Genomic DNA, 23,885 nt, shown 5'->3' on the forward strand with positions numbered 1-23,885 from the left:
CATGAGCGAAAAAAATCCCCTGCCCTTTGCCAAGACCCAGTCGCGCTCCATGCTGCTGTTGGTGATTGCGGTGCTGATCGGCCTGCCGCTGGTGTTGCCATCGGCGACCCTGGCCACAGAAATCCTGATCTTCGCCCTCGCGGCGCTGGCCTGTAACCTGCTGCTGGGCTACACCGGGCTGTTGTCATTCGGCCAGGGCATCTTCTTCGGTGCGGGTGCCTATTGCGCCGCGTTGTTGATGATCCACCTGCAACTGGGGTTGTTGAGCGCCCTGCTGGGTGCCGCACTGGCCGGCGCAGTGCTGGCGTTACTGGTAGGCGCCCTGGCGATTCGTCGCACCGGCATCTATTTCGTGATGCTGACCCTGGCGTTCAGCCAGATGGCCTACTTCATCGCCTACACCCTGAGCGACTGGACCGGCGGCGACAATGGCCTGCTCAGCGTGCCGCGCCCGGAAATCCGCATCGGCGACACGGTGCTGCTGTCGTTGAGCGATGCTCGTTACTTCTACGGGTTTGTCGCGGTGCTGTTCCTGCTGATCTTCATTGGCGCCCGTCGGGTGATTGCCTCGCCCTTCGGCAGCACGCTGATGGCGATCCGCGAGAACGAAACCCGCGCCGCCGCCATCGGTTACGACACCCGGCATTTCAAGATCCTGGTGTTCATGCTGTCCGGCGCAGTGACCGGGATCGCCGGGGCGCTGTACGCGATGCTCCTGCATTTCGTGCCGCTGTCGAACATCGACCTGGCGATGTCGGAAAACATCCTGATCATGACCATCGTCGGCGGCACCGGCTCGCTGTTCGGCTCCTTGTTGGGTGCCGGTTCGATCGTGCTGCTCGGCGAGTTCCTTTCCGACCTCTGGCCACGCTGGCTGATGCTGCTGGGGATCATCCTGATCCTGGTGGTGGTGTTCATGCGCGGCGGGTTGTGGGGCGGACTCTCGAGTCTGGTTGAACGCCTCAAGGGTCAGCGCAAAACGGTCGTGCCGACCGAGGAGAAACTCTCATGAACAGCCCTGCACAGTACTTGCTGGAAACCCGCGACCTGGAACTGGCCTACGGCGCCTTCCACGCGGTCAACGGCGTCAACCTGAAGGTTCAGGCCGGCACCATCCACACCATCATCGGCCCCAACGGCGCTGGCAAGACCAGCCTGTTCCACTGCCTGACCGGTGAGCGCCAGGCCACCGCCGGGGCCATCCTGTTCAACGGTAAAAATATCATCAAGAAACCGGCTCACGGCCGGGTCGGCCTGGGCATGGCTCGTTCGTTCCAGTTGACCAGCCTGTTCCAGAACCTCAGCGTGCGAGAAAACCTGCGCCTGGCCGCCCAGGGCCGCGATGGCCTGGCGGCGCTGAACTTCTGGCGGCATGTCGACAGCCGCCGCGAACACCTGGAGATGGCCGATCAGGTACTCGAACGCCTGCAACTGACCACACGCGCCGACACCCTCGCCGGCGAACTCTCCCACGGCCAGCAGCGGGTGCTGGAAGTCGGCATGTCGATCTGCTCCAAGCCAAAGTTGCTGATGCTCGATGAGCCCACCTCGGGCATGGGCATCGACGACATCCCGATCATGACCCAACTGATCAGCGACCTGGGCCGCGATCACACCGTGCTGCTGATCGAACACAACATGAGCATCGTCATGTCGATCAGCCAACGCATCACCGTCATGAGCCACGGCCAGATCCTGGTCGAGGGCACACCAGAATTCGTCCGCGCCGACGAGCGCGTACGTATCGCTTACCTGGGAGAAGCCGCCTGATGCTGACCGTCGAGAATATCCATTCCTACTACGACAAGAGCCACGTCCTCGAAGGCGTCTCGCTGCAGGTCAACGCCGGTGAACTGGTGACCCTGCTGGGACGCAACGGTGCGGGCAAGACCACGACCCTGCGCAGCATCCTCGGGATCATCTGCCCGCGTCAGGGGCAGATCCGTTTCAACGGTCAGGAGCTGGTCGGCCAGAAGATCTTCGAAATCGCCCGCCAGGGGCTGGCACTGGTGCCGGAACACCGCGGCATCTTCCGCCTGCTCAGCGTCGAGGAGAACCTGCGTATCGCCCAGCGCAAAACCAGCCGTTGGCAGCTGGAGGATGTCTACGCCATGTTTCCGCGCCTCAAGGAACGGCGCAAGAACGCCGGCCACGCATTGTCCGGCGGCGAACAGCAAATGCTGGCCATCGCCCGCGCCCTGCTCAATGACCCGAAGCTGCTGATCCTCGATGAACCCACCGAAGGCCTGGCCCCGGTGATCGTCGATGAACTGGTGAAGATCCTGCGCAAGATCAAGGACGACGGCCTGCCGGTGCTGCTGGTGGAACAGAACCTGATGGTTTGCGACAAGCTCGCCGACCGCCATTACGTCCTCGAACAGGGCCGGGTGGTTTACGAAGGCAGCGCCGCTGACTTTCGCGCCGACCCGACCATCAAGAACCGCTACCTGGCCCTGAGCGCCTGACGGGAGAGATGAAATGAACCACCCGATAGTGTCTGCACCCCAGTTGCAAAACAGCTCGCCGCTGATCAACCGCGAACGTCTCTGGCAATCGCTGATGGACCTTGCGCAGCTGGGTGCCACCGCCAAGGGCGGTGTTTGTCGCCTGGCCCTGACCGACCTGGACCGGCAGGCCCGTGACCTGTTCGTGCGCTGGTGCGAAGAAGCCGGTTGCACCGTCAGCATCGACGGCATCGGCAATATTTTCGCCCGCCGTGCCGGACGAAACCCCGAGCGCGCGCCCGTGATGACCGGTAGCCATATCGACACCCAGCCCACCGGCGGCAAGTTCGACGGCTGCTACGGGGTGATGGCCGGGCTGGAAGTGATCCGTACCCTCAATGACCTCGGCGTGCAGACTGAGGCGCCAATCGAGGTGGTGGTCTGGACCAACGAAGAAGGCTCACGTTTCCCGCCATGCATGATGGGCTCGGGGGTGTTTGCCGGTAAATTCGATCTCGAGGACACCCTGTGCAAGCAGGACGAACAGGGACTGTCGGTGGGCAGCGAGTTGCAGCGCATCGGCTATGCCGGTTCGCGGGCGGTGCTCGGCCATCCGGTGGGTGCCTATTTCGAGGCACACATTGAACAGGGCCCGGTTCTGGAAGACCGTGAGACCACCATCGGTGTCGTCATGGGTTGCCTTGGGCAGAAGTGGTTCGACCTGACCCTGACCGGGGTGGAGGCCCATGCCGGGCCGACGCCGATGCACCTGCGCAAGGATGCCCTGGTCGGCGCCGCGCAAGTGGTCAGCGCGGTCAACCGTATCGCCCATGCGCAACAACCCCATGCTTGCGGTACCGTCGGTTGCCTGAGCCTGCACCCCGGCTCGCGCAATGTGATCCCCGGTCAGGTGCAGATGACCATCGATCTGCGCCACTTGCATGCCGACAAGTTGCAAGCCATGGTCGATGAGGTGCGCCAGGTGATCGAAGACACCTGCCAGCAGCACGGTTTGTGCTTCGCGCTGACCCCTACCGCCGACTTCCCGCCGCTGGACTTTGACCCCGCCTGTGTCGCTGCAGTGCGCCAGGGTGCCGAGCAGTTGGGGCTGAGCCACATGGACATCGTCAGCGGCGCCGGACACGACGCGATCTTCGTTGCCGAACTGGGCCCGGCCGGGATGATCTTCGTACCCTGCGAGGGTGGCATCAGCCACAACGAAATCGAAAACGCCGCGCCCCAGGACCTTGCCGACGGTTGTGCCGTATTGTTGCGGGCCATGGTCAACGCGGCGCAAGGACAAGGAGGGCCTGCGGCATGAAGCAACACAGCGAAATCGCCGAGATGAGTGGCGTCGAGCTACTGGCCCAGTACCGCGACAAGCGCCTGTCGCCGGTGGAGGTGACCGAGGATGTGCTGGCGCGGATCGAGCGCTTCAATCCGCAGGTCAACGCCTATTGCCATGTCGATCCGCAAGGTGCGCTGGACGCGGCGCGGGCCTCCGAACAGCGCTGGTTCAAGGGCCAGCCGTGCGGTGCACTGGACGGTGTGCCGGCGTCGATCAAGGACCTGACCCTGACCCGTGGCATGCCCACGCGCAAGGGTTCGAAAACCACTTCTGGCACCGGCCCCTGGGAAGTCGATGCGCCCTTCTCGGCCTTTATGCGCAACGCCGGCGCGGTACTGCTGGGCAAGACCACCACCCCGGAATTCGGCTGGAAAGGCGTGACCGACAACCCGCTGTACGGCATCACCCGTAACCCCTGGGACACGCGCATGACCGCCGGCGGTTCCTCCGGTGGTGCGGCCGCGGCTGCTTCGCTGAACCTCGGAGTGCTGCTCCAGGGCAGCGATGCCGGCGGTTCGATCCGCATCCCCTGCGCCTTCACCGGTACCTTCGGGATCAAGCCGACCTTCGGTTACGTACCCCAGTGGCCGGCCAGCGCCATGACCCTGCTCTCGCACCTGGGGCCGATGACCCGCACCGTCGACGACGCGGTACTGATGCTGCAAACCGTCGCTCGACCGGATAGCCGGGACGGCTTGGCCGGAGCACCACGCAGCACGCCCTGGCTAACTGAAAGCACTGATCTCAGAGGCCTGCGCATCGCCTACAGCCCGGACTTCGGTTACGTGAAGGTCGATCCGCAGGTGGCCCGGGTGGTGGCCCAGGCAGTGGAGCGCCTGGCGCAACTGGGTGCCCACGTCGAACAGGTCGACCCGGGTTTCAGCGATCCGCTGGAACTGTTCAACACCCTGTGGTTCGCCGGGGCCGCACGACTGGCCGGACAACTGAGCCCGGCGCAACGCGCACAACTCGACCCGGGCCTGCTGCGTATTGCCGAACAGGGCGAATGCATCAGCCTGCACGACTACACCCTGGCCCTGGAAGCCCGCGCGGCGCTGGTGGCGCATATGGCTGAGTTCCACTGTCGCTACGACCTGCTGGTGTCACCGATGCTGCCGATCACCGCCTTCGCCGCCGGGCACAACATTCCACCGGACTCTGGCCTGGGCGAATGGATGGAGTGGACGCCTTTCAGCTACCCCTTCAATCTGACCCAGCAGCCGGCAGCGTCAGTGCCGTGCGGCTTCGTACAGGACGGGTTGCCCGTCGGCTTGCAAGTGGTCGGTGCGCGCTTTGCCGATGATCAGGTGCTGCGCGTATGCCGGGCTTATGAACGGGCATTTCCAAGCCCACATCCTCGACAGCCTTTGGTGAAAAGCTGAAACCTGGCGCAGAACAAGCGGGTCCTGGTTTGACGCAGACCCGCTTTCTGCAGAAAACCTCTGCTCGCAGCTGCGTCGGTGCCACCGGCGAAACGGTCAATTGGCGAGTGCCCATTATCCCGTGGCTTACTGCCGCGGGAGCTCAGTGACCGGTCAATAGAACCCCGAGCACACAATACCTTTTAAGTATCAAATAATACTTTCTCGATATTAGACGATATAAACGGCAGAGTGGAAACTGACGCACACCACAACTATACCTATACCGCATAGTCAAAATCAGCCGTGCGATGTCCGCCCACCTCAGTTTATTGGCATCCCCACCCCGTCCTACCCTGCGCGACGCTCCCCCTTCCGAGCAACCATCAAGCCTCAGCGGAAACTCATCATGCGTATATCCCCACTACCTTTCGGCATTGCTCTCTTAAGCACCTTTTCGGCAGCCCTCTGCCAAGCCTCCGATTTCAGTTGGGTCGACCCCGCCGTCGCCTCAGTCAATCAGCACGTCATCGAACTGCGCCACACCATCCACCAGAACCCCGAACTGGGAAATATGGAGGTGAAAACCGCGGAACTGGTGGCGCAGCAGCTCAAGGCACTGGGGCTGGAGGTGCGCACCCACATCGGCAAGACGGGCGTGGTTGGCGTGCTCAAGGGCGGTAAACCCGGCCCGGTGGTGGCCTTGCGTGCCGACATGGATGCCCTCCCCGTCAAGGAAATGACCGGCTTGCCGTTCGCCAGCACGGCAACGGCGTGCGCCGGGGCAAACGGTGCCGGTCATGCATGCCTGTGGGCACGACCAGCAGGACCGCGATGCTGCTGGGCGCGGCCAAGGTGCTTGCGGAGCATCGCGACGAGGTCGCCGGAACCGTGGTTTTTCTGTTCCAGCCGGCTGAAGAAGGCGCCGCCGACGTGGATGAGTTCCAGGCAGACGCGGTGATCGGCGCGCAGGCGATGATTCGCGACGGGGCACTGGACTCGCCGAAAGTCGAAGCCATATTCGGAGTGCATGTCATGGCCGGTTACCCGACCGGCCACCTGTATTACAAATCCGGGACTGTACTCAACAGCAACGACGCCTTCCGCATCACCCTCAAAGGCCAGCAGACCCATGGCTCCGCGCCGTGGAGCGGCGTGGACCCGATAATCGCCGGCGAGAACATCATCGGTGGCCTGCAGACCCTGATCAGTCGACGGATAGACATGACCAAGGGCATGGGCGTCATCAGTGTCGGCACGATCAATGCCGGCTCGGCGAGCAATATCATTCCCGAGACGGTCGAACTCACTGGCACCATCCGCACCAATAACGCCTCGATTCGCAACACCATCTTGCAGAAGATGCCGCCGCTGGTGAACGGCATCTCCAGCGCCTATGAGACCCAGGCCAACCTGCTGCTGGTGAACATTGCCCCGGTCACCATCAATAACCCTGCGCTGACCGAAGCCATGGTGCCCGCGCTGGAGCTGGCTGCGCCGGGCAAGGTCGAGCGGCTGGAATCATCGCTGTCGCCGAGCGAGGACTTTTCCTTCTACGCAGAGAAAGTGCCGGGGCTGTTCGTGTTCCTTGGGGCAACGCCTGCAGACCAGGACATGCAAAAGGTCCCGAACAATCACAGCCCCTACTTCACCGCGGACGATGCGACCCTGGCAACAGGGGTGAAGGCGCATGTCCAGTTTGTGCTGAACTATCCAGGGCAGCTGGCCAAAAAATCTTGAAGGCCTGAAGCGTCCTCAGGACTACTGGCAGTCCAGAGGTTTCGTCTCTCACCAGGCTGTTAAATGGATCACTACGGTCCGCGCGACTGGCAACCCCACGGACGGCCCAGCTTGCCCGGTTCGCCCTCGACGCGGCGGCACCCCAATGCCAAGCGGTTCGCCTACGGACTGGTGGGGTTGCTGGTCGCGTTGACCGGTGACCTGGGTAACTCGCTGGTGATCGCCAACCTGCCTTACCTGCAAGGCGCACTCGGGGTGTGCAAGGCGATTGAACGGGTGTCTTGGGTGATCGCTTGCGGAGTATCTGCTCGCAGCGCAACCCGGGCCCCACCGCGCAGCGGCCCGGGTGCAGCCGCCGTCAGCGGACCAGGGAGGCTGCCGGAGCGACTACGTCGCCCAGCAGCACCACGGCCTGGTCGTCCAGGTAGATATCGCAATTGCGCAGCGGGATATCCAGGTGGCACGGGGTTTTACGCTTGCCACCCACCTCGGTGTTGGGGCCGGTCGAGAACAGGAAGTTGCCATAGAACGCCCGGGCATCCATGCACATGCCGTCGTTCTTGTCGTGCAGACCCATGGCCGTCCATTGCGCGCGCGGCTGCAGGCCCCAGCCGATATGGGAGATGCCATACACCTCTGGATCTTTGAAGTAGGCCATGTATTCGCGCAAGTACTGCGCCTCGAAACCACCATGGATGCCGGTTATGAAGCCCTTCTCGATCTCCAGGGTGATGCGTTCGCGGCAGTAGTTCTTGAACGGCAGCACGATGTCACCGACATCCAGCACCAGCACACCTTCAGCACTGTCTTCGTTGGGCCAGGTGAACAGGAAACCGCTGGGCCAGTGGTCCCAGCGCCCCGGTTCGTCGGCAAAACCATACTCGGTCACTGCCGGGTACTGGCCCAGCGGTGCGCGGAAATCACTGCCCGCCCCGGAGCGCACGGTCATCGACCGAGCGGCCTTGAGCATCTGCTCGGCGGCCAGTACTCGGGCCTTGTCCGCCTCGCTGGGCAGCATGCGCACCAGCACTTCCGGTGGCTCCACCGCCAGCAGGATCCGCGTGCCGGTTTTCAGGATCTGCTCCTGCTCCGGAGAGTGGAGCAGCATCATGGTATCGATCACCAGGTCTGCCGCCTCCAGCGCCCGCTGGGCGGCCAGGTTGCCGGTCAACGCCGTGTCGCCGCAATAGGCCGTCATGTCGTTACCCATGGCCACCGGCGCATTGAACGACGGTAGCTCCACCGCATAGACCTTGGCCCCCAGGCGCTGCGCCGCCTCGGTCGCCGCCCGCACGGTGCGCGGGTTGGAATAGTGACTTTTAAGCACGGCGACACTCTGGGTGGCGTCCACCCGCGAGAGTTTCAGCACGTGCTCGAACATTTGGACCAACTCTCCATCACTGACAGCCATCTCGCCTCTCCTGTTGTGGAAATAAACGCACCAAACAGTGCTAGCCGTTTCACCGCCGGCACCAATTTATGATGTACACATCTCTTATTGCTCAATATGGATCAATTTATTCAATGGCACAAGCTATTCGAAATGGCGGAAACCACCGGCAAAACAACCGACACCGCACTGATAAAGACCTCTAAATAGCCAATCAAAAGGCTGGAATCCAATTTTTCCTGAAAAGCCTTCACAAAACAAAAAAAGGATGCATACACTGTAAATGCATTCCGATCCCACCCCTGGAGATCGGCTTTCGAGGAGATGAGCCTTATGCCCGCAACAAAACGCATCGCTATCATCGGCGCGGCCTGGGCGGCGCAGCCACTGCCACTTCACTTCAGCAGGCTGGTTTCGAGGTGAACGTATACGAACAGGCACGCGCCTTCTCACGACTGGGTGCCGGCATCCACATGGGCCCCAACGTGATGAAGATCTTCCGGCGCATGGGCATCGAAAAGCAGCTCGAAGCCATGGGCTCACACCCCGAGTTCTGGTTCAGCCGCGACGCCAGCGGCGAGTACCTGTCGCGCATCCCACTGGGTGAATTCGCCCGCAAGGAATACGACGCCGCCTACATCACGGTGCACCGCGGCGACCTGCACGCCCTGCAGATGTCCACGATCAAGCCCGGCAGCCTGCATTTCGGTAAACACCTGGCCGCCATCGAGGAAACCGACAATGAGGTGCGCCTGCAATTTGCCGACGGCACCCACGCCCTGGCCGATATCGTCATCGGTGCCGACGGCATCAACTCACGGGTCCGCGAACACCTGCTGGGCGCAGAAGCGCCGACCTATAGCGGCTGGGTCGGCCACCGCGCCCTGATCAAAGCCAGCAACCTGGCCAAATACGACTTCAACTTCGAAGACTGCGTGAAGTGGTGGTCGGGCGACCGTCACCTGATGGTCTACTACACCACCGGCAAACGCGATGAGTACTACTTCGTCAGCGGCGTGCCCCAGGCAGAGTGGGAAGGCGGCAACGCCAGCTTCATTCCCAGCTCCAAGGCTGAAATGTTCGACGCCTTCAAGGGCTACCACCCCTCCGTGCAGGCTCTGATCGAAAACGCCGACGCCATCACCAAATGGCCCCTGCTCAATCGCCAACCACTGCCGTTGTGGAGCAAAGGCCGCATGGTATTGCTGGGCGACGCCTGCCACCCGATGAAACCGCACATGGCTCAAGGCGCGGCCATGGCCATCGAAGACGGCGCCATGCTTGCACGCTGCCTGCAGGAAACTGGCCTGGGCGACTACAAGACCGCATTCAAACTGTACGAAGCCAACCGCAAGGACCGGGCATCCAGGGTTCAGGCGACGTCCAATGCCAACACCTGGCTGCGCGCCCAGGAAGATCCGGCCTGGGTGTTTGGCTATGACGTTTACTCGCACCCGCTGAAGTCGGAATCAGCAGCATGAGCACCTTCCTCTACGGCGCCAACGTCCAGGCCAACGGCATTCGTCAGCACTACCTGCGCTACGGCGGCAAGGGCCAGCCACTGGTGCTGATCCCGGGCATCACCAGCCCTGCCATCACCTGGGGATTCGTCGCCGAGCGCCTGGGCGAGCACTTCGACACTTACGTGCTCGACGTGCGCGGCCGCGGCCTGTCGTCCAGCGGTCCTGAGCAGGCATACGACACCAACACCTGCGCCGATGACGTGATCGCCTTTGCACAGGCACTGGACCTGAGCGCCTACCACCTGATGGGCCACTCGATGGGCGCGCGCTTCATCCTGCGCGCGGCCACCCGTCATCCGCAGGCCGCCATCAAGCGCCTGGTGCTGATCGACCCACCCGTGTCCGGCCCAGGCCGCCGCGAATACCCTGGCAAGCTGCCCTGGTATGTGGACTCGATCCGCCAATCCCTATCGGGCATGAACGCCGACGACATGCAGACCTACTGCCCCAGCTGGACCCAGGAACAGCGAGCCCTGCGCGCCGAGTGGCTGCATACCTGCTACGAGCCGGCCATTCGCCAGGCCTACGAGGAATTCCACAGCGTGGATATTCACGCAGACTTCCCCAAGGTCAAGCCGCCCGTCCTGCTGCTGGTCGCCGGCAAGGGCGGCGTGATCCTGCCCGAAGACGAGGCCGAAATTCGCGCGCTGCTGCCCACCCTTCAGGTAAGCCACGCCAAAAACGCAGGCCATATGATCCCCTGGGACGATTTCGACGGCTTCTTTGCCGGCTTGGGTAACTTCCTTGGCCATTCATTCAGCTGATCCGGAGACTCACATGAACACCCTCTATCGCATTGGCCAGATCGTGCCGAGCTCCAACACCACGATGGAAACCGAAATCCCGGCGATGCTCGGCGCGCGCCAGTTGATCCGCCCTGAACGCTTCACCTACCACTCCGCGCGCATGCGCATGAAGCATGTGAAGAAAGAAGAGCTGGCCGCCATGGACGCCCAGTCCGACCGTTGCGCCCTCGAGCTGTCCGACGCCCGGGTTGATGTACTGGGCTATGCCTGCCTGGTGGCTATCATGTCGATGGGACGCGGCTACCACCGTGAATCCCAGGCGCGCCTGGGCCAGGTGGTGCCGCGACAACGAATCCGAAGCCAGCGTCATCACCAGCGCCGGCGCCCTGGTCGACGGCCTCAAGGTGCTGGGCGCCAGGCGCATCGCCCTGGTAGCACCCTACATGAAACCCCTGACCGAACTGGTGGTGGACTACATCCAGCACGAAGGCATCGAAGTGAAGGTCTGGCACGCCCTGGAAATCCCCGACAACCTTGCCGTGGCCCGCCATGATCCGGCGAACCTTCCCGGCATCGTTGCAAGCCTGGACCTGGAGGGCGTGGACGTGATCGTGCTATCCGCCTGCGTGCAGATGCCGTCCCTAAGCGCCGTTGCCACTGTGGAAGCGCAAACCGGCAAACCAGTGCTCACTGCCGCCATCGCCACCACCTACGCCATGCTCAAGGCCCTGAACCTGGAGCCTATCGTGCCCGGCGCTGGCGCCTTGTTGTCCGGCGCTTACTGAGGGCTTACCCATGTCCAGTGCACAAGACAACTACCAGGGCGTGTGGGGCAATCGCATCGGTTTCGGCCAGCGACCCGCCCTGCTGATGGTCGATTTCATGCAAGGCTACACCACCCCGGGCGCCCCCCTGTATGCACCCGGGGTGGTCAGTGCCGTGGCAGAGAGCGAGGCGTTGCTGGCCGCGGCACGGGCCGCCGGCATCCCGGTGATCCATACCAACATCCGCTACCACCCCGGCCATTTCGCCAACGGCGGCATGTGGGTGAAAAAGGCGCCCGTGATGAAGGACATGGTCGAGGGCAATCCCCTGGCGGCGTTCTGCCCCCAGGTAACGCCACTGGATGAAGAGGTAGTGTTGAGCAAGCAATACGCCAGTTCGTTCTTCGGCACCTCACTGGCCCCCATGCTCCAGGCGCAGGGAATCGACACCCTGATCCTGGCCGGCTGTTCGACCAGCGGCTGCATCCGCGCCACTGCAGTGGACGCGGTACAACACGCTTTCGACCATCGTCGTGCGCCAGTGCGTGGGCGACCGCCACGAAGTCCCTCATGAAGCCAACCTCTTCGACATCGACAGCAAATACGGCGACGTGGTCAGCAAGCAGGAAGTACTGACCTACCTCGACAGCCTATAAAACACGCAAATCACCGAGCAGGGACGCTCCCGGAACTTGCGCAAGAGAATCTCAAGGCCGTTACCAAACCACACAGGGAACAAGCAAAAACACTGCACGAATCGATAGGGATCGCTTGCCAGCTCACGAGGCCGCCGATCATAGCGGCAAGGCACAGCAAATACGGGGGCTGCAGCCACCCCTCACGAGCCAGGAACTAATAGGTACACACCCTTTAAATAACCAGAACATGATAGACGCTAGAAAAATAATGCCTATTTAATGCCTATATAGGTCAGATAGACGACCGCCACAGGCACAGGTTTTGCTTGTACACATAGTATATGCACAAACCGTTACCTTGGGCGCTGGCAGGCACCCTGAAGCGACTCGACGCATGGCCAGCCGGATACATCACCGCCACCGATAGCAAAATGACGACATAGGAGATAACAATGAGAAAATACGTCCTTAACACTTGGTACCCTTTGACCTGGTCTCGAAATGTCGGTCGAGAACTGGCTTCCTATACCTTGATCGAGCAAAAGTTAGTCGCCTACCGGAAGATCGATGGCAGCGTTGCAGTCCTCGAGGATGCGTGCCCTCATCGCTTATTGCCGCTGTCTGCCGGAAAACTGAAGGGTGACACGGTCGAGTGTGGCTATCACGGCATGACCTTTGACTGTTCCGGCAAATGCGTCCGGGTTCCCGGCCAGGACAACATCCCCAGCACCGCCCTTGTGAGAACATTTCCAGCCCACGAAAACATGGGGATGCTTTGGGTATGGATGGGCGATCCGGAACTCGCAGACACCTCGAAAGTATTTGATCTGCCCGAATATCATTCGCCCGAGTGGAGCGCTGTCGAAGGAGACGCACTGCTCATCAAAGCCGACTACCTGAACCTTGCCGACAACCTCTGCGACCCGGCTCACGTCAACTTTGTCCACCTCAGCACCCTGGGTAACGCCTCAGGAGAAAACATCCCCGTTTACTTCGAGGAGGAAGAACGTAAAGTTTTGACATGGCGCTGGATTCTCGATGCACCTGCAATTCCGGTGTTTGCCAAGCATGGCAGCTTTAAAGGCAACGTAGACCGCTGGCACTACTATCACTATTACGCACCGAGCCTTGCCATTATCGATTTTGGCAGCGCCGACACAGGCACGGGTGCCCCGGAAGGCAAACTCGACAATTGCATTCGCATGTTTGCCTGCCACTTCATCCGCCCCGTCGATGCACACACCTCGGTCGACCACTGGCTGCATGTCAAAAACTTCCAGGCCACTGACGCGCAAAACAAAGAGCTGTCTGACGACTTCCGGGTAGCCTTCGCCGAGGACAAGGCGATCCTTGAAGCCATTGACGAAAACGAACAGCGCTACCCAGGACGCCGCCCCGTCCGTATCGCCATTGATGCCGCACCACAACGCATGCGCCGCATGGTTGACCGCATGATTCAGGCGGAGGCGATCACCCAATGAGCAAGGAAAAAACATTCTCGATTGGATGCAATGGACGCGGCGTTCAACTTTCATCCCTTGACCACCCGGTAAAGCAAGAAGAGCTGTCCATTCGCGAGCAGTTTCGCCTGGTCAAAGAGGCCGGCGTGTTTGACTATTTTGACCGCCTGCCCTTGCGCAGTAACCTGGGTGAATACCTGCAAGCCATCGATGATTTCCAACTACCGGTCTTGACCAGCAGCTGGTTCTACACGCTGGGGGATGAGGCGGATGACGCAGCGCTGCTCGACAATTTAAAAATCTGTAGCGAAGTGGGTTCGAAAGTCCACAACATCATGACCTTCACCCACGACAACCAAGGGCTCACCCTCACGGACAGCCAGATCATTGACCATTACATTCGCGCCTATGAATTCGGCCATGGCCTGGGCGTCGAGCCCAGCTTCGAATTGCACGTCAACATGTGGACTGAAGACTTCCGCCGCATTGAGCCCATCGCACTCAAGCTCAGGGAACAAGGCGTGCCCTTCAATTTCACCCTCGACTACAGCCACGTCATTTTCAAAATAAACAATCCGCAAGAACTTGACATTTCGGGCGTGCGGCGCGAAGTAGAAAGCCTTGAAATGAAGCTCGACCCGTTTGAAGCCGGGAGCCTGTGCGAGCAGTGGCTTGACCTGAACATTGTCAAATGGACGCAATTACGCGTCGTCGCCCCGAACCAGCCGAAAAACCTGTGGTACCAAAATGAGTCGGGTGAATTTGCCAGGGGCATTCAGTACCCCATAACAAGGCCCGCTATTGGCGAGTGGCATTCCGAATGGAATGCCTTCCTGACAGAGCCATCGAAAGAGGCCATTCGCAAAGCCCTCCGATACCACATAACACACCCCGACAGTCCGCTTGAATACATCACGACGGAAATGATCAACCTGCCCGACTATGGCGCGGCCGCTAAGTACAACCTCTTCGAGCAAAATATCGAGGCTGCCAGGTTTATCCGACGCGCATGGCAAGAGACGCAAGCACTGTACAAGGCGGGACTGCTGGCCTGACCACCAGCCCCATCAGCCAAAATCAATAGCGGCGCACATGAAAAATGAAAACACCATCACACACAGTCATCATTGGCGCCGGTCACTCTGGCGGCACGGTAGCCCACCAACTCAGGCAATTGGGCTATGAAGGCCAAATCACCCTGATTGGTGATGAGGGGCGCTCCCCCTATCAACGGCCTCCACTCTCGAAAGCCTGGCTGAAAGGTACCGTCGACGCCGAAGATCTCGCACTGAGGCCAGATACCTACTACACAGAAAACCTGATCAGCTGCCTCCTGGACGATAGTGCGCGGCAAATTGATCGAGCACGACGGGTCGTGATCCTCGAAAGCGGACGAACCCTTGAATACGACCACTTGGTGATCGCCACCGGGGCCAAGGCGCGCAAGCTGGAAACTGAATTCGCCAACGGTATTGTCTATCTTCGTAACATGAGCGACGCCCTGTCACTCAAGACCCTGCTTGCCCGGGAGAAACCCCGGGTTGCCATCCTCGGAGGCGGATTCATTGGCCTGGAAGTCGCCGCCACCGCCAGCCATCTGGGCGCCGAGGTAACCGTCATCGAACGCGAATCGCGCATCCTCAACCGTGTCGCCTCCCAAGCCATATCGGACGCCATCACTCACGCCCACCAAGCAGCGGGCGTACGCATACTGGTTGAACAACGTGTCGAGCGACTGGAGTACAGGGGACAACATATCGCCTCGGTCGTACTGGAGGACGGCACTCGAGTTGACTGCGATCTGCTGTTGATCGGAATAGGCGCGACCCCCAATGATGACATTGCAAGAGAGTCGGGCCTGGAGTGCGACCAGGGCATCATCGTCGACCTGAACGCGCAAACGTCTGATCCTGCCATTTTCGCGATTGGGGATGTCACTCGCACCCGACTTCCCGACGGCCAATTGCTGCCGCGCCTGGAAAGCGTCGGCAATGCACTTGAGCAAGCCAGAAAGGTTGCAGCCACCCTGACAGAAAAACCACTGCCCAAAGATGAAGCCCCCTGGTTCTGGTCTGATCAGTACGAACTGAAACTGCAGATGGTAGGGCTTCGTCCTGCTGATTCCGAGGTAATCGTTCGAAAGGCTCTCGACGGTATCGGGATGTCGGTATTCCATGTAAAGGATGGCAAGTTGAAGGCGGCAGAGACCATCAACAGCGCAAAAGATTTTCTCATTTCCAAACGCGCGATCTCAACGGGCCAGTTCGTTGACAAAGACGCACTGAGAAATGAGCAACGCCCCACCGCTGAAGCTTTTAACTCCTGATTTCATACGTCAAGAAGTGAGAAATAGAATGGCGACCATAACCTATATAGAATTCAACGGGACCCCACATACCGTTGAAGTAAAAGATGGCGTAAGCGTCATGAAAGCAGCTATCAACAATAATATACCCGGCATCGTTGCCGAATGCGGCGGCGCCTGCGCCTGCGCGACCTGCCATATCTACGTAGACGAGCAATGGATGGATAAGTTGCCACCCATGGAAAATATAGAGCGGGACATGCTTGATTTCGCTTCGGGCGTACAGACCAACTCACGCCTTTCTTGCCGACTCACAGCCGGACCGGAATTAGAGGGTCTCGTGGTAAAGATGCCGGAATCTCAATATTCATGATACCGCGTCGTTAACTCAAGCCATCGAGCAACGACCCTTCAGCCCAAATAGATTTTGCTAACTCGGGTTATCGGACTATTTGGGCTGTTTTTACCAGCACTCCCCCCCCTTCACTTCACACACATCTGACAGCCGAGCGCCGATAAAACAGATGCCCTTCGCCGGAATCGAGCACACAGCCAACCGCAAGTAGCCCTACCACGAGCGCGCCCGGATCAAGAGGCATCAAGCCTGGCCAGGCTTTATTGAAAATTCAATTTGAGCACTATAGACTACCCAGTACTCCACTCTATTATTCCGGGAAACTTCTGACCATGCATGCTCCACGAGTTGGAACACTGATACGAAGGCTTCACCAGCGCAACCAGGCGGTATGGAGCACCCTGTGCATTGACCCGAAAATTACCTCGGTCCAAACAGCCACTCTCTCCATCTTACTGGATGAAGGCCCCATCTCCTTAAGTGAAATTGGTGTTCTAGCCTCAATGGATCTGGCAACTACTCGAGGCGTGGTAGATCGACTCAAAGCGCAAAACCTCATTACCTTGGTCAAGGATGAGGGCGATAAGAGAAAAGTCATTGCCGAACTTACTGCACAAGGAAAGTCTTACGTAGAGGCCATGTTACCGGTGATGGATATAATCCTGGACAAAACACTTGAGCCACTCAATCCGGCAGAACGCCTGGCATTTGAATTTATCTTACGAAAAATCCTGACCAGCGAAATCGACTACAACCCGGAAATCGCCACTGACGATTGACAAAAAAACCCGCCATTGACAGCGAATCACCTGCTCGGAGACCAGCCACTTCAGCAGCTGGCGTGCCCCACTTTCGGTACGGCGTAGCAATCATCCAATCACTCCACCGCACCTGTTTTTTTGTCGACCTCAGTAGTGAATGACCGAACGAATCGACTTGCCCTCATGCATCAAGTCGAAGGCCTGGTTAATGCCAGCCAAGGGCATGGTATGGGTAACAAATGGCGCCAGCTTGATTTTTCCAGCCATGGCGTCTTCCACCATACCCGGCAATTGCGAGCGCCCCTTCACACCCCCAAATGCACTGCCGAGCCAGCGCCGACCAGTGACCAGCTGGAATGGGCGAGTGGCAATTTCCTGTCCCGCTCCTGCCACCCCGATCACTACCGATTGCCCCCAGCCACGATGCGAGCATTCAAGCGCTGCGCGCATGACATTCACATTCCCTATGCATTCAAATGAATGATCCACCCCCCATCCCGTCATCTCGACGATCACCTCCTGGATGGGCTGCTCATAATCCTTGGGATTGACGCAATCCGTAGCACCAAAACTCCGCGCCAGTTCAAACTTCGATGGATTAGTGTCAATCGCAATAATGCGCCCCGCTTTCGCCAGCTGCGCCCCCTGAATGACTGCCAGACCAATGCCACCCAACCCAAAGACAGCCACCGTATCCCCAGGCTGTACCTTTGCCGTGTTTTTAACCGCCCCCAATCCCGTTGTAACACCACACCCCAATAGACAGACCTGCTCAGGATTTGCCTCGGGATTGATTTTGGCCAATGAAACCTCCGCCACCACGGTGTACTCGCTAAACGTAGAGCAGCCCATGTAATGAAAAATGGGTTGGCCATTGTAAGAGAAGCGAGTCGTGCCATCCGGCATCACGCCCTTACCTTGAGTCGCGCGAACGGCGACGCACAGGTTGGTTTTACCCGACCGGCAAAACAGGCACTCACCACACTCGGCGGTGTAGAGGGGAATCACATGATCACCTGGCTTGACACTGGTGACACCCTCACCCACCTCAACTACGATTCCAGCCCCCTCATGCCCCAGCACAACAGGAAAGACCCCCTCAGGATCACTACCGGATAACGTAAAGGCATCAGTATGACAAACCCCCGTATGAGTCATTCTCACCAACACATCGCCGGCGCGCGGCGGCTCTACGTCAAGCTCTACAATTTGCAGGGGTTTACCAGCCTCAAAAGCCACGGCGGCACGGGATTTCATATAGCTCTCCTATCAATAGATTGCCTGCTGGCACTGAGCAAGCGTTGAAAACCAGGATTCCAGCCTAATACCTTGTACTCATTGTTTCTTCCTCGGACCTGTCGCGCTGCAATGCAACACGCAGGCTCCCGCGGCAAGTACAAATACAATGCACACAATCTATTGTCAATCACAAAACAGTTACTGCGAACTGCCAACAATGGGCAGAACGCCTAATCCACCAAAGAAACAATAAAGTGTACACCCTAATAAACCCTGCCCCACAGACCCCGCCAGCTCAAGCACCCTCCCTATTACAAAAAACTCCTGTCGCTAATAGAAAGCCCCTACCCCCGACCAACCCCCCCATCTTTCAGCCCCACCCCCCTCGGAAACACCCCTGAACCGGCTATTCGCAGGCAGGCAGGCCACACAAAGCCCGAAGCCGCGACGTACCCGAGAGCGACACATGGTGTGCACACACACAAAATCGTAGAGACAATAGGATGTACACGCTGTAGTATCGATTTTGCAGGCGCGTGCAGGACGCCTGCTCAACGCACCCGCAAGCCGTGACAATTATCGGGCTTTCTCCTCGGCAACAGTGCGCAAAAGACAAGGATGACGACCCGCAAAACGCCGGCAAACAAACGGTGAAAATGGATGGGCAGCCCGACGAATATAGGGTGCGTACAATGTATAAATCAAAAAATCTACTCTGTGCAGCTCGTAGATTTTGCTACGGAGCGCAATCCCGCACAGCGGGAGCTTCCTCGAAAGCTACTCAGCCCGGTTCCAATCCATTGCCTAAGGCCGTCATGACCATGAGTACAACAACGATCGACCTTGCAGCACCCCATTCAGAGCTCGACGCATTGAAGTTTCGCAAGGCCGCCTGGCGAAGAACTCCCGTCCACGCACCCGCTACTTGATGGCCTACGCGGCCGGAATGAACGTTAACCATTCGGCGTAGAGCTGGTTTGGCTTTCCAATCGAGATAACAATAATGAAAAAAAATCTATTGACGAGTTGGGCAGTTATAAGTTGTGCACTTTTTACCGCAAGCCATGCGAACTCGGCTGACTGGAGCGACAGTTCGATCGGTGTTCGGTACGGAACCCATTATTCGGAGGCGGGTGTCGGGCGCGGCATTACCAAAACCATCTACAACTTTACCCATGTGGATGGCGATGCATATGGGGTCAACTTCTTTACCGTCGACGTCCTCGAGTCCGACAGTGGCGACCCCGCCGCCAATAGCCATGATGGCGCCCAGGAAGTCTATGGACTCTACCAACGAACGATTCCGTTATCGGTATTTGGTTGGGATCCAAAATCCTACGATGTATTCAATAAGGCATCGCTGCTATTTAGAGTAGATCTGGGTTCAAAAAATACAGCATTCGCTCCACGCCCCAGAAAATATCGTCTTGGCCTGAATTTCCCACTACCGATCGAGAAAGGTTTATGGGACCTGTCGTTCTCCGCCTACAAAGAGTCCAACCATAATGGTATTGTCGGACGCGACGTAAACTATGACACGACTTGGTCGCTTGGCAGCGTGTGGAGCATTCCGGCAGGTCCGGGCAATTTCGGAGGCTTCCTGAACGTGACCGGACCAAAAGGAAAAGATGGCTTCAATAATGATACCAAGACTGAAGTTCTTCTGCGGGTAAGCTATTTGTTCGATATAGGCAAGACCGGACTGAAAGCGGGTTTGGCCTATGAACATTGGCGAAACATGTATGGGTGTGACGAAGCGCTGGACGACACAGGCGGCTCGCGAGGGAACACCCCCATGCTAATTACAGAGTACCACTTTTGATTAACCCGAATTCAAGTGGAGGCCATTAAATGTCAAACTCTTCAAACATCGACGCTACTGTAAAATCCCGCACGGATCAGAGTTCGGAAGTCTCGGCTCAAGACCATCATGAAGATTACGCACGCACCCGAGTGCCCGACCACGCCAAGCGGAGTGCCGGCGCCGTGCTGAGTGTTCTGGTCGGCTTCGTCACCGCATTCTTCTTCGTCTTGATTGGCGGCCTGTTCCTTAATAAAAGCGGCGCGGCCTCAACCTGGATTGCTCTGGCCATTTCGTTTTGCATGCTGATCATCCTGACACTCATCGTTTCACATACGGCGGCGAAAGAAGGCTTGACCGGCGAGTTATTGACTCGGGGCGCAGGATTCGGTGCGGCCGGATCGGTACTGACCACGCTCATCTATGCCGGCACCTTTGTGATCTATGCGGCGACCGAGGGACAAATCCTAGCCCACTCAATTGACCAGATCTGGGACCTGCCAGATAAAGTCTGGTACGTCGTGGTGGCGCTGATATTCCTTCCAATGGCCTGGAATGGAATAAGCTCCATGACAAAGATCTTGAGCTGGACGATTGTTCTATATATCGCCCTCCTGGCCTGGGCGATAGTGGTCGCCTGGCAGCGCAACAATGGAATGCCTTCCGATATTTTCACTGCCATGCCAGCCGGCGCGGTTGGCGGCGTAACCGGGGTCGTCGCGGTGCTCGCGGCGATGGCGGGGACAGTCGGAATAAACCCATTCGAGGCGGCTGATTACAATCGATTCATACGGGCAAACGAGTTCAAGCGTAAAGCGCTGTTGAGCGTGGTTCTACCCTATGCCTTGTTATTTTTCGGGGCGATTCCGCTGGGGATGTATTTTACCCTGATCACCGGAAGCGCAGACCCTTCAATTTACTTTATCGGGTTACTGGGATTAGTGCCGGGTGTTGTGCTCGCCTGGGTATCACAGATACGCGTGAACCTGACCAACATCCATGTAAGTTCAGTCGCTTTTGCCTCAGGCTCTGAGATTGTCGGGGCGCCCAAACTGGGGCGTCGCTTCTGGATTCTGGCGGTGACGGTGGCTTGCATTGCGCTCATGTGGTTCAACGTATTGGGCAACCTCTATGTTTTCCTGCAATGGACGGGCATATTTTTGCTGTCCTGGGCTGCCTGTGTTGTCGCGGATATCACCGTGGTCCGCGGCCTGCTGAAGATTGTCACGGGACCGATTGAATACCGCACCACGAAGATCCGTCGCTACAATCCTGTTGGCATCACTGGACTGCTCAGCGGGACAATTACCGCGTCTTACATCTGGCTGAGTGTCAGTGACCCGGTAATCAATGGTCTTTCGGCCTATATTGGCTTCGTTGTAGCCTTCGCTGTCCACGTCGGCCTGGCGGTGGCGACCAAAGGGAGGACGTATTTCGCCGACCCTGCCGACCCTCGCATCAGCGCCACCAAAGGAACACTGAAAAAGACTTCCGGATTTGCTGACCTACCCGCCTCACACGAGGCTAACGGTTGAACCTCGAGGAAACAGATCGCGTTCCAGGACGAGGAAAGGTCTGAGGGTCGATTCGGCCAGGTTTTTTTGAGCCTCACCCCTTGAGGCAGCAAAAAAGCCTGGCCACTTCAACGTTTCTGAACAAGCGTCAACAGATCAGGATTCAACCATGCATACGACTATTATCGATCCCGTCATCCGCGCCCGATATCAAGCACTGAAAGGGGGGCGGGAGTTTGCCTTCACCCGCATAGAAACTTATCGAACAGCGCTGCTCGTCATTGATATGCAAAATGGCTTTGTCGAGGAAGGCGCGCTCCTGGAGGTTCCGGCAGCCCGAGGCATCGTTGAAAATATCAATGCCTTGAGTGTCGCTTTACGACACGCGGGAGGGCTGAGTGTTTTCTTCAGGTTTACCACGACGTCGGCTGACGACTGGCCTGTCTATTTTCAGGACTTTCAGAACGCGGAATTTGCACAATCCGAGGTTCAGACTTTCCAGCATGGCTCACACGGCCACGCATTGATCCCTCAGCTGGATATCGGGCCGGACGATCTGGTCTTGGACAAGTCAAGATTCAGCGCTTTCACTCCGGGGGCTTCGGACGCGCTGGAGACACTCAAGAGACGAGGGATCGACACCCTTTTTATCTCAGGAACACTGTCGGACTGCTGCTGTGGCGCGACGGCTCGAGATGCCCAGCAATTGGGCTTCAAGGTTATTTTCATCGCTGACGCCAATGCCGCATTAAGCGATGCCGAACATAATTCGACGGTAAACGCTTTAGCGGCGTGGTTTGCCGATATCAGGACGACAGAACAGGCGCTGACACTCATTCAGGGTGACTGAGTGACAATAGATATACTTGTAAATATAACGCACACAAAAAAGCCACTCTATTGAGTGCTTTTTTGTGAGTGCTTGGAGCGGGAAACGAGACTCGCATCTGGCGCCTGACCCATTGAAATCTCAGTGCGCGATGCACACCGATTTCAGCTCGGTGTAAGCCTCAATGACCGCGCGACCGAACTCACGGCCCATACCGGATTGTTTAACGCCACCAAACGGCATCGCAGGGTCGAGCAGTACGTGAGCGTTGACCCAAACGGTGCCCGCTTCGATACGCGGCAACATGTTCATGGCTTTGCTCAAGTCGTTGGTCCACAGACTGGCGGCCAGGCCGTAACGATTGTCGTTGGCCAAGGCAATCACCGCGTCTTCATCATCAAACGGCATCACGCCCAGCACCGGACCAAACACCTCCTCACGGGCCACCGCCATGCTGTGGTCGATGTCGGCCAGAATGGTCGGCTGCACATAGAAGCCCTCGCCTTCCAGCAACTCGCCACCCGTGACCACGCGCGCACCTTCCCGGCGAGCCAGTTCGATGTGCTTGAGCACGCTTTGTTGTTGCTTGCGCGACACCAGCGGGTTGATCGCTGCGTTGCAGTTCATGCCCGCACCGATCGGCATGGCCGATACCGCCGCGGCGAGACCTTCGACAAACTTGTCGTAGATCGAACGATGCACATAGAAGCGCGAGGCCGCTGCGCAGACCTGGCCGTTGTTCAGCAGGCCACCGAGGATCGCGCCCTGAATGGCTTTTTCGATGTTGGCATCTTCGAGAACGATCATCGGGTTCTTGCCACCCAGCTCCAGGGCAAAACGCGTCATGTTTTCCATGCATGCAACGCCGACACTTTTGCCCACAGCGGTGGAGCCGGTGAAGGACACCTTGCTCACCAGCGGGTGCGCCGTCAGCGCGCCGCCTACCGAGGCGCCGCCACCGGTCACGACGTTGAATACGCCCGCAGGAATGCCCGCCTCAATCGCCAGTTCAGCCAGACGCATGGCGGTCAACGGGGTTTCCATCGCCGGTTTGATGATCACCGTGCAACCGGTGGCCAGCGCCGGCATCAGCTTCCAGGTGGCGATCAGCAGCGGAAAATTCCACGGCACAATCCCGGCCACTACACCCACCGGCTCACGCTTGGTGAAGGCGGTGAACTTCGCACCTGGTGGCAGCGGGATCGACACATCAAAGGTCTGCCCTTCGATCTTGGTGGCCCAACCGGACATGTAGCGCATGAACTCCACCGTGGCGTTCAGATCAAGCGCACGCGCCATATTGATCGACTTGCCCTGGCTCAAGGTTTCCAACTGGGCCAATTCTTCCGCATTTTCCTCAACCAGGCGGGTGAAGTTCAGCAGAATGCGTTCGCGGTCCGCCGGACGTAAACCGGACCAAACGCCGGACTTGAAGGCGGCATGGGATGACTGCACCGCGCGCTCGACCACTTCCAGCGGCGCATCCAGTGTTTCGCAGAGTGTTTGCCCGGTGGCAGGGTTGACCACGGCAATGCTTTGCCCTTCAGTAAAAACCCACTGACCATCGATAAAACAGCCATGACGGCGGTCGAGGAATGCAGCCACCTGCGGCAGAATTTCAACGTTGCTCATAATTCACCTTTCGTTCAGACGTGCTGTTCAGCCAG

Annotated in this window: 18 protein-coding genes and 5 pseudogenes; 19 read left to right on the plus strand and 4 right to left on the minus strand. The window is 58.6% G+C overall.

What is annotated here, in order from left to right; genetic code table 11:
- Nucleotide 1 precedes the first annotated feature (1 nt).
- The 7 genes and pseudogenes from BZ163_RS11665 to BZ163_RS35560 all read left to right on the plus strand — a co-directional run.
- Nucleotides 2-1,012, plus strand: a complete 1,011-nt coding sequence (locus tag BZ163_RS11665) for a branched-chain amino acid ABC transporter permease (protein ID WP_128871042.1) — start codon at nt 2-4, stop codon at nt 1,010-1,012.
- On the plus strand, nt 1,009-1,770 hold the full coding sequence (locus tag BZ163_RS11670; protein WP_128871043.1) for an ABC transporter ATP-binding protein: 762 nt from the start codon (nt 1,009-1,011) through the stop codon (nt 1,768-1,770). The genes BZ163_RS11665 and BZ163_RS11670 overlap by 4 nt, the downstream gene beginning before the upstream one ends.
- Complete coding sequence (locus BZ163_RS11675; protein ID WP_128871044.1) at nt 1,770-2,465, plus strand: ABC transporter ATP-binding protein; 696 nt, start codon at nt 1,770-1,772, stop codon at nt 2,463-2,465. Before BZ163_RS11670 ends, BZ163_RS11675 begins: the two co-directional genes overlap by 1 nt.
- Before the next feature lie 13 nt (nt 2,466-2,478).
- Nucleotides 2,479-3,765: a Zn-dependent hydrolase gene (locus BZ163_RS11680; protein ID WP_128871045.1), complete on the plus strand. Its 1,287-nt coding sequence runs from the start codon at nt 2,479-2,481 to the stop codon at nt 3,763-3,765.
- Nucleotides 3,762-5,174 carry an amidase gene (locus tag BZ163_RS11685; protein WP_128871046.1) on the plus strand — a complete coding sequence of 471 codons (1,413 nt, stop codon included), beginning with the start codon at nt 3,762-3,764 and terminating at the stop codon, nt 5,172-5,174. Before BZ163_RS11680 ends, BZ163_RS11685 begins: the two co-directional genes overlap by 4 nt.
- Before the next feature lie 388 nt (nt 5,175-5,562).
- Nucleotides 5,563-6,893 (plus strand): annotated as a pseudogene (locus tag BZ163_RS11690) (amidohydrolase).
- Between the two features lie 63 nt (nt 6,894-6,956).
- Nucleotides 6,957-7,196, plus strand: a pseudogene (locus BZ163_RS35560) (MFS transporter); the annotation flags it as partial.
- 55 nt (nt 7,197-7,251) lie between these two features.
- Here BZ163_RS35560 and BZ163_RS11700 read toward each other — a convergent pair.
- Both BZ163_RS11700 and BZ163_RS34805 read right to left on the minus strand, forming a co-directional pair.
- Nucleotides 7,252-8,304, minus strand: coding sequence for a 2,5-dihydroxypyridine 5,6-dioxygenase (locus tag BZ163_RS11700; RefSeq protein ID WP_128871047.1), 1,053 nt, complete (start codon nt 8,302-8,304; stop codon nt 7,252-7,254).
- 110 nt (nt 8,305-8,414) lie between these two features.
- Nucleotides 8,415-8,645 (minus strand): hypothetical protein, encoded by a 231-nt coding sequence (locus BZ163_RS34805; protein WP_168187348.1) that lies wholly within the window; start codon nt 8,643-8,645, stop codon nt 8,415-8,417.
- On the opposite strand from BZ163_RS34805, the pseudogene BZ163_RS11705 reads away from it, so the two are divergent.
- From BZ163_RS11705 to BZ163_RS11745, 9 genes and pseudogenes are all read left to right on the plus strand, one after another.
- Nucleotides 8,617-9,764, plus strand: a pseudogene (locus BZ163_RS11705) (FAD-dependent monooxygenase). The gene BZ163_RS34805 and the pseudogene BZ163_RS11705 sit on opposite strands and share 29 nt — an antisense overlap.
- On the plus strand, nt 9,761-10,570 hold the full coding sequence (locus tag BZ163_RS11710) for an alpha/beta fold hydrolase (RefSeq protein ID WP_128871048.1): 810 nt from the start codon (nt 9,761-9,763) through the stop codon (nt 10,568-10,570). The pseudogene BZ163_RS11705 and the gene BZ163_RS11710 overlap by 4 nt, the downstream one beginning before the upstream one ends.
- A 64-nt stretch (nt 10,571-10,634) precedes the next feature.
- Nucleotides 10,635-11,337 (plus strand): annotated as a pseudogene (locus BZ163_RS11715) (Asp/Glu racemase).
- Between the two features lie 10 nt (nt 11,338-11,347).
- Nucleotides 11,348-11,972, plus strand: a pseudogene (locus BZ163_RS11720) (N-carbamoylsarcosine amidohydrolase).
- A gap of 434 nt (nt 11,973-12,406) precedes the next feature.
- Entirely contained in the window at nt 12,407-13,435 is a 1,029-nt protein-coding gene (locus tag BZ163_RS11725) for an aromatic ring-hydroxylating dioxygenase subunit alpha (RefSeq protein ID WP_128871049.1), read from the plus strand.
- On the plus strand, nt 13,432-14,469 hold the full coding sequence (locus BZ163_RS11730; protein WP_128871050.1) for a xylose isomerase: 1,038 nt from the start codon (nt 13,432-13,434) through the stop codon (nt 14,467-14,469). The genes BZ163_RS11725 and BZ163_RS11730 overlap by 4 nt, the downstream gene beginning before the upstream one ends.
- 44 nt (nt 14,470-14,513) lie before the next feature.
- The gene (locus tag BZ163_RS11735; RefSeq protein ID WP_128871051.1) at nt 14,514-15,740 is read left to right on the plus strand and encodes an NAD(P)/FAD-dependent oxidoreductase; all 1,227 of its coding nucleotides are present in this window, start codon (nt 14,514-14,516) and stop codon (nt 15,738-15,740) included.
- Between the two features lie 28 nt (nt 15,741-15,768).
- Complete coding sequence (locus BZ163_RS11740; RefSeq protein ID WP_128871063.1) at nt 15,769-16,092, plus strand: 2Fe-2S iron-sulfur cluster-binding protein; 324 nt, start codon at nt 15,769-15,771, stop codon at nt 16,090-16,092.
- A gap of 314 nt (nt 16,093-16,406) precedes the next feature.
- Nucleotides 16,407-16,853 (plus strand): MarR family winged helix-turn-helix transcriptional regulator, encoded by a 447-nt coding sequence (locus BZ163_RS11745; RefSeq protein WP_128871052.1) that lies wholly within the window; start codon nt 16,407-16,409, stop codon nt 16,851-16,853.
- Nucleotides 16,854-16,982: 129 nt separating this feature from the next.
- Here the strand turns inward: BZ163_RS11745 and BZ163_RS11750 are convergent, their stop codons facing one another.
- Entirely contained in the window at nt 16,983-18,092 is a 1,110-nt protein-coding gene (locus tag BZ163_RS11750) for an S-(hydroxymethyl)glutathione dehydrogenase/class III alcohol dehydrogenase (protein WP_128871053.1), read from the minus strand.
- A gap of 985 nt (nt 18,093-19,077) precedes the next feature.
- On the opposite strand from BZ163_RS11750, the gene BZ163_RS11755 reads away from it, so the two are divergent.
- The 3 genes from BZ163_RS11755 to BZ163_RS11765 all read left to right on the plus strand — a co-directional run bounded on the left by BZ163_RS11755 (nt 19,078) and on the right by BZ163_RS11765 (nt 22,239).
- Nucleotides 19,078-19,896 carry a hypothetical protein gene (locus BZ163_RS11755; RefSeq protein WP_128871054.1) on the plus strand — a complete coding sequence of 273 codons (819 nt, stop codon included), beginning with the start codon at nt 19,078-19,080 and terminating at the stop codon, nt 19,894-19,896.
- A gap of 29 nt (nt 19,897-19,925) precedes the next feature.
- Complete coding sequence (locus BZ163_RS11760; protein ID WP_128871055.1) at nt 19,926-21,410, plus strand: cytosine permease; 1,485 nt, start codon at nt 19,926-19,928, stop codon at nt 21,408-21,410.
- A gap of 148 nt (nt 21,411-21,558) precedes the next feature.
- Nucleotides 21,559-22,239, plus strand: a complete 681-nt coding sequence (locus tag BZ163_RS11765) for a cysteine hydrolase family protein (RefSeq protein WP_128871056.1) — start codon at nt 21,559-21,561, stop codon at nt 22,237-22,239.
- Nucleotides 22,240-22,359: 120 nt separating this feature from the next.
- Here the strand turns inward: BZ163_RS11765 and BZ163_RS11770 are convergent, their stop codons facing one another.
- Nucleotides 22,360-23,850, minus strand: a complete 1,491-nt coding sequence (locus BZ163_RS11770; RefSeq protein WP_128871057.1) for an aldehyde dehydrogenase family protein — start codon at nt 23,848-23,850, stop codon at nt 22,360-22,362.
- Nucleotides 23,851-23,885 lie beyond the last annotated feature (35 nt).

This window comes from Pseudomonas sp. VI4.1, assembly GCF_002029345.1.
GTDB lineage: Bacteria > Pseudomonadota > Gammaproteobacteria > Pseudomonadales > Pseudomonadaceae > Aquipseudomonas.